Genomic DNA, 9,187 nt, shown 5'->3' on the forward strand with positions numbered 1-9,187 from the left:
AGGCCGTGCGCTCGAAGGAATCCGGCCCGTGGTGGCACAGCCGGTGAGCAGCACGAGCAGGGCCAGCGTCAGGGTGCTCGTGCACCGCCACACCGGGGAACGAGGACGGCGGGCTTCCGTGGAAGGCGGTGTCATCCGGGGCGCTACTTGCGCTTGCGCGCGAGGGCCTTCTCCCGGGCGGCCTGCCTGGCCGCCAGCTTCGCCGCCTTGAGCTGCTCCTTCTTCTCCCGAGCGGCTTCCCGGGCGGCCTTGAGCTTCTCCAGCTTCTCCTTGAACTTGTCCTGCTTCACCTTGGCCTTCTCCAGCTTCACCACCGCGCGCTGGAGGAGCACCGCCTTCTTCTTGCACCCGGTGGCTACCGCCTTGAGCACCATCGGGCGGCCCTTCACCGGCAGCGGGTTGCGCGCCAGCTCCGGCACCTCGCCGAGCAGCTTGTCCGCTTCGTCACCGCAGCGCTGGTAGCGCTCCTTCATGTCCGTGTAGAGCGACAGCCGCGCCGCCAGGTCCTTCTCCCGCCGCGCCTTCTTCTCCAGCTCGGGCGCCTCCTGGCTCTCCCCGAGCGGCCCCGAGACGAACTCCACCACCTTCTGCGCCAGCCGCACCCGCGCTTCCGCCTGCTCCAGGCGCCGCTCGGTCCTCTTCGCGGAGGCCGCGTAGTCCTCGCTCTTCGCCTCCAGCTCCTTGCCCGCCTTCAGGTTCTCGCGCGTGCGCTGGATGGCCGCGCGCGCCGCGTCCACCTGGGCCTTGCCAACATCCCTGCCCTCGAGCGCGTCGACGGCCCCGGTCACCTCGGACATCGCCTGCACCACCGCGTCCCGCTGCTTCTCCACGGAGGCCTCGAGTTGCTGGCGCTCACGCTCCGCGCTGGACTCCTTCTCCCGCCGGACCTTCTCCTCCCGCACGCGGGGCACGCGCGCCTGGAGGTCCGCGAGCTGCGAGTGGAGCATCTCCGCCTCGGGTGACAGGTCCACATCCGGGTGGGCGAGCTCCTCCTTCGCCTTCTCCAGCAGCGGCACGGCGCGGTCCGCGTCCAGGTCGCGCAGGTGCTGCTCGGCCTCGTTGAGCAGCAGGGTGGCCTCGTCGGCCCGCCGCTCTCCGTAGGCCTGGCGCTGCTGCTTGCTGCGAGGGCCACAGGCGCTCACGGCCACCACCAGCAGCAGCAGCACCATCCAGGTTCGCGAGGTATTTCGGGCGACGGGTGTCATGCAGGGCAGAGCATGGTCCGGAAGCGCCGCCGGAAGGAAGTCCAGGGGGTCACCCGGCATGCCAATCCAGGACCGTTGAAGCCTTACACTGCCCACATGACCGACCGACTCGAGGCCCTGCTCTCCTCTGCGCCCCGCTACCCCCAGCGGCTCGTGTGCATGACGGAGGAGACGACGGAGACGCTCTACCGCATCGGGGCGGGAGACCTGGTGGTGGGCGTCTCGGGTTTCACCGTGCGCCCGCCCGAGGCCCGCAAGAAGCCGCGCGTCAGCTCCTTCCTGGACGCCAACTTCGAGCGCATCCTCGAGCTGAAGCCGGACCTGGTGCTGGGCTTCTCGGACCTTCAGGCGGACCTGGGCCGCGAGCTGTGCAAGCGCGGCGTGCCGGTGGTGCTCTTCAACCAGCGCTCCCTCGCCGAAATCCTCCAGACGGTGCGCGTGGTGGGGGCGCTGGTGGGGCGGGCCGAGGCCGCGGAGAAGCTGGCGGACAGCCTGGAGGCCAATCTGGCGCGGCACGCGGAAGCGGCGGAGAAGCTGCCCCGCAGGCCCCGCATCTTCTTCGAGGAGTGGCACGAGCCGCTCATCTCCGGCATCCGCTGGTGCTCGGAGCTGGTGGAGCTGGTGGGCGGTGAGGACGTGTGCCGCGAGTCGCGCGAGCACCCCGGCGCCAAGGGCCGCATCTTCGACCCGGCCGAGGTGGCCCGGCGCAATCCCGAGGGCGTCATCGCCAGCTGGTGTGGCCGCAAGGCGAAGCGCGAGAAGATTGTCGGCCGGCCGGGCTGGGAGCACGTGACGGCGGTGGTGGAGGATCAGCTCTACGAGGTGAAGAGCTCCTTCATCCTCCAGCCGGGGCCGGCGTCGCTGACGGATGGGGTGGAGCAGCTCGCGTGCATCGTGGCGGCCATCGCCCGGGGGGAGAAGCTGCCGCCCCCGCGTCCGGGAGACCTGCGCGCCGCGCCGCTACCCGCCGACGGCACGCAGCGTGGGGATTGACTCGCACACCACGCGCAGGAAGTCGTCGATGTCCAAGGGCTTGTGCATCAGGCGCACGCCGGCAGGAGGCCGCACCTTCGGGTGGGCGGTGATCATCACCGCGCCCATGCCGCGCAGGCGCTGCTCCCGCTCGGCCTGCTCCAACAACCACCCGCCCGTCTCTCCAGGCAGCATGTAGTCGGTGATGACGAGCTGGAAGGACTCCGCCCTCAACCGGGCCAGTCCCTCCTCCGCCGAACCGCTCCCGGCGACCGAATACCCCTCGCTCTCGAGCAGGTCGGTCAGCCCTTCGCGGATGTCCTCGTTGTCCTCTACCAGGAGAATCTTCACGTTGCGTCCGGACACTACGGAGTCCATCTCTCCAAAGCGGGGAGTCTCCCGCCTCTGGCCACGTCCGGGAATCCCCTCCAGCCCGGAGGGCTCGGGAGCTGTTCACTAGCGTATTCCCCGGGCCCGGCGGCGTGACAGGATGGGCCCGTGTCCCTCGTCTGGCCCGCCCTGCTCGCCGCGTCCCTGTTGGCCGCGGAACCCTCGCCGCCCCCCGAGGGCTATGAGGACGCGCTCGTGCAGTGGGGGCTGGCCCAGCAGGGGGGCCTGGAGCTCGAGGCGGACCCCGAGGGCAAGCGCCTCGAATCGGTGAGGGTGGCCTCCGAGGACGTCGTCGCCCCGAGCGACCCCTACCCGCTGTTCCTCGACGTGTTCCACGCGCGCACTCGCGAGGAGGTCATCCGGCGCGAGGTGCTGCTGGCGCCCGGGCAGCCCTATGCGCCGGCGCTGGCGCTGGAGACGGCGCGCAACCTGCGCAAGCTGGGCATCTTCGCGGTGGTGCGCGTGGTGGCGGTGCGGGGCTCCTCGCCGGACGCGGTGTCGCTGCTCGTCGTCACCAAGGACTTGTGGTCGCTGCGGCTCAACCAGTCCTTCCAGCTGGTGGGCACGCTGGTGCAGTCGCTGCAACTGCAGGGCACCGAGCAGAACTTCCTCGGGTTGGGGAAGAAGGTGGCGGTGGACTTCCTGCTGCGGCGGGACTCGCTGAGCCTCGGGCAGACGTACGTGGACCCGCGCCTGGGCGGCAGCCGCTGGACGCTCAGCGAGAACGCCGCGCTCATCTTCGGGCGGGAGAACCACCAGCTCGAGGGCAGCAGGGGAAGCGTGCTGCTCTCGCGGCCCTTCTACTCGCTGGACACGCCGTGGAGCTATCAGGCGCAGGTGGTGTGGCGCGTGCAGCCGGTGCGCATCTTCCGTGGCGCGGACATCTGGCAGTTGCCGTACCCCGAGGGCGGCACGGTGCCCTACGTCTACGACGCGCGCGAGCTGAGCGGGAGCACGCTGTACCTGCGCTCCTGGGGCACGCGCTACAAGGTGGACGCGGGCGGGGGTGTTGGCGCGTACCACCGGCGCTATGGGGCTCCGGCGGAGTCGGGGTTGGACGAGGCCCAGCGCGCGTGGCTGCGGGACAACTATCTGCCACGTGCCGAGGATGCCGCCTACGTGCTCGGCTACGTGCGCCTCTGGGAGACGCGCTACGAGGTGATGCGCGACGTGGACTCGTACGCCCTCTCCGAGGACTACCAGGTGGGGCACTACGTCACCGCCACGGCGCGCTACGCCCCCGCGCTGCTGGCCGGGTCGGCGAACTTCGCCGAGGTGGGCCTCACCGCCCGCTACCGTGTGCGCCTGGGGGATGCGCTCAGCTCGGTGGCCGCCGCCGCGTCCATCCGCCGGTTGCTCGGAGAGAACGCGAGCTGGACGAACCGCCGCTGGGCCGTGGAGGTGCAGCAGGTGTCCCCGAAGGTGCTCGGCGGGCGCTTCGTGGTGCGCGGCCTGCTGGACGTGGACATCGACGACTTGAACGAGCGCGTGCTGCTGCTCGGAGGCGGCAACGGGTTGCGGGGCGCGCTGCCGGAGGCGTACTCGGGCAAGCGCATGGTCCTGCTCAACGTGGAGTACCGCACCCGGCCGCTCATCCTCTACACGGTGCACCTGGGCGGCGTGCTCTTCTACGACGCGGGCTCGGCGTTCGACGTGGGCCCGAGCGTGGTGCACTCGGTGGGCGTGGGCCTGCGGCTGCTCTTCCCCCAGTTCAACACCTACCCATTCCGTCTCGACTTCGGCTACGTCATCAACGACGAGCGGCCCGGAATCGGCGGACGCTTCTCCTTCAGCGGCGGGCAGGTGACGGAGTTCCGGCCCGGGTTCCTGGATGCTCCGCTCTAGCTCTCCGTGGGCCCGGCCTTCCCGGCTCGTGGGCGTGGGCGCGTTCCTCGCGGTGCTCGTGGCGGCGCTCGCCCGGGGACGCGTGCATCCGGACGAGGTCTTCCAATACCTGGAGCCCGCGCACGGGCTGGCCTTCGGGTACCGCGTCGTCGCCTGGGAGTGGGTGGAAGGGCTGCGCAACTGGGCGGTGCCCGGGGTGCTCGGGGGGGTGCTTGCGCTGTGCCGGGCCCTGGGGCTCGAGCACCCGTGGGTGATGGCGGGGCTCGTGTGGTGCGTGTGCGCGGGCGTGCAGGCCGTGGGCACGTGGGTGCTGTTCCGGCTCGTGGAGGAGCGCGATGGCCATGAGGCGGCACTGCTGGCCGCGGGAGTCCATGCCACCTGGGGTGGTTTCCTCCTCTACGCCGCGCGGCCGCTCGGGGACGTGCTGAGCGTGGTGCCCCTGCTGGGTGCGCTGCTGTGGGCCCGGCGTGCTCGCGAGCGGGGGGCGCTGCGCGAGGGACTGTGGAGCGGCGTGCTGCTGGGCGTGGCGTTCGTCATCCGTTACCCCTCGGCCGTGTTCGGCGTGCCGCTCGCGGTGAGCCTCGTGGGGGCCCGGCGCTGGCGCTCGCTCGCGGGCTTCGCGGTGGGCACGGGCGCGGTGCTGCTGGGGCTCGGCGTGCTCGACTGGCTGACGTGGGGCTCGCCCTGGGCCTCCGCCTGGCGCTACTTCCACTTCAACATCGCCAGCGGCTCCTCTGCGTCGCACTTCGGCCGGCAGCCCGTGTGGTGGTACGCGCCCATCCTCGCGGGCATGGCGCCCATGCTGCTCGTCTGGCACTTCGCTCGCGGGCTGGCCCGGCGCGACGTGCTCGTGGGCGCCTTCGCGTTCTACCTCGGCGTGGTGAGCGCGCTGGGACACAAGGAGGCGCGCTTCCTCGTGCCCCTGCTGCCCTTCTTCGTGGCCATCGCCGCCGGTCCCCTCGCGAACGACATTTCCCGGCTCGCGGACAGGCGCGCGGTGCTGGGCGTGCTCGGAGGGCTGTACGTGCTGTCCTCGGTGGCGGCGGCCTCCGTGCTGTTCCCGCTCGGGCTGCGCCAGGGCGTCATCGACGGCACCGTCGCCGCGGGCAGGGACCCGGCGCTCACCGGGCTCGTCGTCGCCGGCCCCCCCGAGTGGAACACCGGAGGCCGCTTCTACCTGCACCGCGACGTGCCGGTGTTCGTGGCCGCCGGTCACTCGGAGGACGAGCTGCGGGAGCGGCTCGCGGACGCGCGCTTCTCCCACGCGCTCGTGGAGGGGAGGGCGGTGGGCGAGGACACCCTGCGCGCCTCCGGCTTCTGTCCGGAGCGGCCCTCGGGTGGGGTGACGCTCTGGAAGCGCTGCCTCAAGCGGGACTGAAGGTGCGGCGGTAGTACGGCCACGCGTCCCACAGGTAGAGGGCGAAGGGCGCCCACCAGATGAAGTCATTGGTGAGGCAGAGCACCAGCGTCGCCTTCGGCCACTCGCCCTGGAGGATGAGGACGGCGAGCCCCAGCGGCCCCAGCACCTTTCCCAGGAGTCCCACCGCCGCGAGCGCGAAGCCGTGCTCGGGGCGCCGCGCCACCTCGGCGTAGAGCAGGCCGTAGACGCCGATGACCATGCCCAGGCAGGAGAAGAAGGCGGGGTGGTTCATCGGGGCCATGCCCGCGAAGCGGAAGAGCCACTGCGGGTCCACCGCCGCGTAGAGGCCCCAGAGGATGTTGTAGAGGGCCGCGAGGCAGAACACCGCGCGATGCAGGGCGCGCCGTTTCATGGCACCGGGGCCTCTTGCGCGGGCCAGGGCCAACGCCCACCGGGAAGCTGGAGCGCCGCGTACAGGTCTCTCGCGCCCGAGCCGGACACGCCCACCGCCATGAGGCCGAGCACGAGGCGCAGGGACTCGGGGAGGGCCACGGGCGCGAGCTCCAGGCCGGTGGGCATGTGCCACCACGCGAGCAGCTCGGGCACGAGGTGGGCGAGCACCGCGCCGTAGAGGATGCCCATCACTGCGTGCGTGCAGCGCTCTCCAGGGAACACGCCTCCGAATGGCCGGCGCACCCGGTCCTCCACCACGAAGTCGGCGAGGGTGATGCCAATCTCCGTCGCGACGACGAGCGCGAGCACCGCCGCCCAGGCGCCCCGCCACGCCAGCCAGGGCAGGCTTGCGAAGAGGAGCGCGTAGAAGAAGTCCCGAGCGGCGTGCAGCAGCAGCTCGGGGCGGGTGCCGGGGACGCGCGCGGGCAGGCGTGCACGCCACTCGTGGTAGTAGAGCGTGTCGAACGCGCCCAGCGCGCCCTGGACGGCGAGCAGCCACAGCGCCGTGCTCATGGGGACTCCTCCTCGGGGGTGACGAGGCCTTCGTAGGTCAGCAGTGCTCCCGCCAGCGCCGAGCCGATGCGCACGTGTACGCGCATGCCTCCGGTGGCCTCGGCGGCCTCGGCCTGGATGTGCGGCGAGAGCAGGCGGGGCAGGGGAATGCGCCAGGGGCCGAGGCACAGCCACGCGCCCACCTGCTCATAGAGGAGGCCACGCCCCTCGGCGCGCAGGCGGAAGACGCACTCCACGGGGCCGAGCCGCTCCACGAGCAGCCCCTCCTCGCGGGCATACTGCGCGGTGGCGAGCGCGTGCGTCCCGAAGGTGCGCTCCCAGCATTGCCCGGTGCCCTCGCGCCGCACCACGAGGCGGGTGGGCACGCCCTCGCCCGCGGGAGGAAAGCGGCAGAGCCAGCCGGCCAACGCGGCGAGGACTCCCGGGCCGCGGCGGATGGAGAAGCGGCCGGTGGCGTATCCCTCGCGGTGCAGGCGCCGCACGAGGGGCGGCAACCCTTCCCAGGCCGGGCCCAGCAGTCCGGCGTAGAGCGAGGAGTCCCGCTCCGTCTCCAGTCCCATGTGGGTCAGCTCCACGTCCGTCCCCGAGGCGGTGATTTCGCCCCCACATCCTGCATTGCCGCGGGCGGCCCGGGAAGACGGGGCGGAAGCGGCGAGGCTCCCGGCTTCATTTTCCGCCAACTGGTCCGATGGTCGTACCAGTCGCGGAAAAACGCGCCCGGAGGGCTCCCTCGCGGCCGCCTACTCCTTGCGGTTGAGCTGGTAGCGGCGGGCGATCTCCGTCACCTCGCGGGTGACGGCCTGGAGCGTCTCGGTGGCCTGCAGCGTGGTGTCCAGCCGCTTCATCGTCTCGTCCATGCCGGAGGAGATGTGGGCGATGGCGTTGAAGATGTGCGAGATGCCCGTGTTCTGCTGGTTCACCGCGACGGCGATCTGCCGCACGGCCGCGGCGTTCTCCTGGATGATGAGCGACATCTCGCGCAGGTTGTTGCCCGAGGAGCGCACCATCTCCAGGCCGCCTTCCACCTGGCGGGCGCCCTGCTCGCTCATGGAGACCACGTCCCGGATGGCGGTGCCGATGTCCAGCAGGCTCTTGCGGATGAGGGCGTTCTCCCGGATGGTCTGGTCCGCCAGCTTGCGAATCTCGCTGGCCACCACGGCGAAGCCCGCGCCCTGGTCTCCGGCGCGCGCCGCCTCGATGGAGGCGTTGAGCGCCAGCAGGTGCGACTGGTCCGCCAGGTCCTTCACCGTGACGGCGATGCTGGCGATCTGCGTGGCGCTCTCCTGCAGCCGCAGCACCTTGCCGCGGATGCCGTCCACGAAGTCGCCAATGGTGTTGAGCCCCGTCAGGGTGCGCTCGATGGACTCCTCGCCGTACTGCCCGAGCTTCTCCGCGTGGCCCGCCACGCTCAGCACGCTCTCGGCCTTGTGGGAGGCCAGGTCCGAGGTGGTGCGGATTTCCTCCGAGGTGAGCTGGGCCTCCTGGAGCATGGAGGCCTGCTCGGTAATCCGCTCGCGCTGCTGGGTGCTGGCCGAGCCGAGCGCGGTGCTCGCCGAGAGCAGGAGGCTGGCCGAGGCCTGCAGGCGGGTGGGAATCTCCTGGAGGTGCTCCAGGGCGGTGAGCATGCCCGCCGAGAGGTCTCCCAGCTCGTCGGTGGAGGCCCAGGCCGGAGCGATGGGGGCGCCGCTGGCCAGGCCCTCGATGGCGGCCTGGAGCGCCGCCGTGGCCCGCACCTGCCGGCGCGCCAGCATCCACGCGGACATCGAGGGCACCAGCAGCACGAACGCCCCGAGCACCAGCATCGGCGGGCCCATCGTCGACAGCAGGGTGTCGCTGAAGGTCCGCAGCCGCTCGGCGATCAGCTCGGCCTGGGACTGGGACAGGCCCGGGTCCGCGGCGAGGGCGCTCAGGTGGGAGTCGCGCAGCGCGAGCAGCTGGAGGATGAACACCAGCCCGCAGACGAGCAGGGAGCTCATCAGGGTGGCGGCGAACGCGTAGGGCAGGTACCAGCGCTGCCGGGGCCAGAAGGGGCCCTTGCCGGTGGTGCGCGCCCGGTGGCGGTTGCGCTCCTCGAGCACCAGGGGCATGAGCAGCTGCTCGAACTTGATGCCCACCGGCAGCGACACCATCTGCCCGAGCGTGGCGGCGACGAGCAGCCCGAGCCCCACCATGAGGGGCGGCTTGTGGAAGTGCAGCACGAGCGGGAGGGAGAAGAGGAGTCCTCCCAGCAGGTAGGCGCCCTGGGTGCACACGAAGGCGAGCTTCCAGGGCAGCATCTGCAGGCGCACGAGGCGCTCGCGCGGGGGCTCCCCGGGGCGCGGGCCGAAGGTCTGGCGCAGCAGCGCCGAGCCGCTCACCAGGGGCAGGCCGACGCCCGCCACCAGGAAGACGGGCGGGAGCAGGTAGAGCATGCTCCAGACGATCTCCTGCGCCGTCAGCGCGAGCGACA

The 9,187-nt window shown here is 71.6% G+C and carries 9 protein-coding genes; 3 read left to right on the top strand and 6 right to left on the bottom strand.

All coding sequences use genetic code 11. The features are described 5' to 3' along the window. Nucleotides 1-143: 143 nt before the first annotated feature. Nucleotides 144-1,205 (bottom strand): hypothetical protein, encoded by a 1,062-nt coding sequence (locus ACJ8AN_RS19325; RefSeq protein WP_407756869.1) that lies wholly within the window; start codon nt 1,203-1,205, stop codon nt 144-146. A 96-nt stretch (nt 1,206-1,301) separates the two neighbouring features. Between ACJ8AN_RS19325 and ACJ8AN_RS19330 the strand changes: the two genes are divergently transcribed. Then, the gene (locus tag ACJ8AN_RS19330) at nt 1,302-2,198 is read left to right on the top strand and encodes a cobalamin-binding protein (protein WP_407756870.1); all 897 of its coding nucleotides are present in this window, start codon (nt 1,302-1,304) and stop codon (nt 2,196-2,198) included. Here the strand turns inward: ACJ8AN_RS19330 and ACJ8AN_RS19335 are convergent. Then, nucleotides 2,166-2,555, bottom strand: coding sequence for a response regulator (locus ACJ8AN_RS19335; RefSeq protein WP_407756871.1), 390 nt, complete (start codon nt 2,553-2,555; stop codon nt 2,166-2,168). The genes ACJ8AN_RS19330 and ACJ8AN_RS19335 overlap by 33 nt on opposite strands. A gap of 120 nt (nt 2,556-2,675) precedes the next feature. Here ACJ8AN_RS19335 and ACJ8AN_RS19340 point away from each other — a divergent pair, with 120 nt between their 5' ends. Together ACJ8AN_RS19340 and ACJ8AN_RS19345 are read left to right on the top strand one after the other, a co-directional pair. Continuing rightward, nucleotides 2,676-4,412, top strand: a complete 1,737-nt coding sequence (locus tag ACJ8AN_RS19340; RefSeq protein ID WP_407756872.1) for a BamA/TamA family outer membrane protein — start codon at nt 2,676-2,678, stop codon at nt 4,410-4,412. Then, nucleotides 4,399-5,790, top strand: a complete 1,392-nt coding sequence (locus ACJ8AN_RS19345) for a glycosyltransferase family 39 protein (RefSeq protein WP_407756873.1) — start codon at nt 4,399-4,401, stop codon at nt 5,788-5,790. The genes ACJ8AN_RS19340 and ACJ8AN_RS19345 overlap by 14 nt, the downstream gene beginning before the upstream one ends. Here ACJ8AN_RS19345 and ACJ8AN_RS19350 read toward each other — a convergent pair. The 4 genes from ACJ8AN_RS19350 to ACJ8AN_RS19365 all read right to left on the bottom strand — a co-directional run. After that, nucleotides 5,777-6,184 (bottom strand): hypothetical protein, encoded by a 408-nt coding sequence (locus tag ACJ8AN_RS19350; RefSeq protein WP_407756874.1) that lies wholly within the window; start codon nt 6,182-6,184, stop codon nt 5,777-5,779. The genes ACJ8AN_RS19345 and ACJ8AN_RS19350 overlap by 14 nt on opposite strands. Continuing rightward, nucleotides 6,181-6,738 (bottom strand): hypothetical protein, encoded by a 558-nt coding sequence (locus ACJ8AN_RS19355; protein ID WP_407756875.1) that lies wholly within the window; start codon nt 6,736-6,738, stop codon nt 6,181-6,183. Before ACJ8AN_RS19355 ends, ACJ8AN_RS19350 begins: the two co-directional genes overlap by 4 nt. Next, complete coding sequence (locus tag ACJ8AN_RS19360; RefSeq protein ID WP_407756876.1) at nt 6,735-7,298, bottom strand: DUF4166 domain-containing protein; 564 nt, start codon at nt 7,296-7,298, stop codon at nt 6,735-6,737. The genes ACJ8AN_RS19355 and ACJ8AN_RS19360 overlap by 4 nt, the downstream gene beginning before the upstream one ends. Before the next feature lie 180 nt (nt 7,299-7,478). Further along, a partial coding sequence (locus ACJ8AN_RS19365; RefSeq protein WP_407756877.1) for a methyl-accepting chemotaxis protein occupies nt 7,479-9,187 on the bottom strand: 1,709 nt, incomplete at its 5' end.

It is taken from the genome of Archangium sp. (genome assembly GCF_045802675.1).
In the GTDB taxonomy this organism is placed as follows: Bacteria; Myxococcota; Myxococcia; order Myxococcales; family Myxococcaceae; genus Archangium.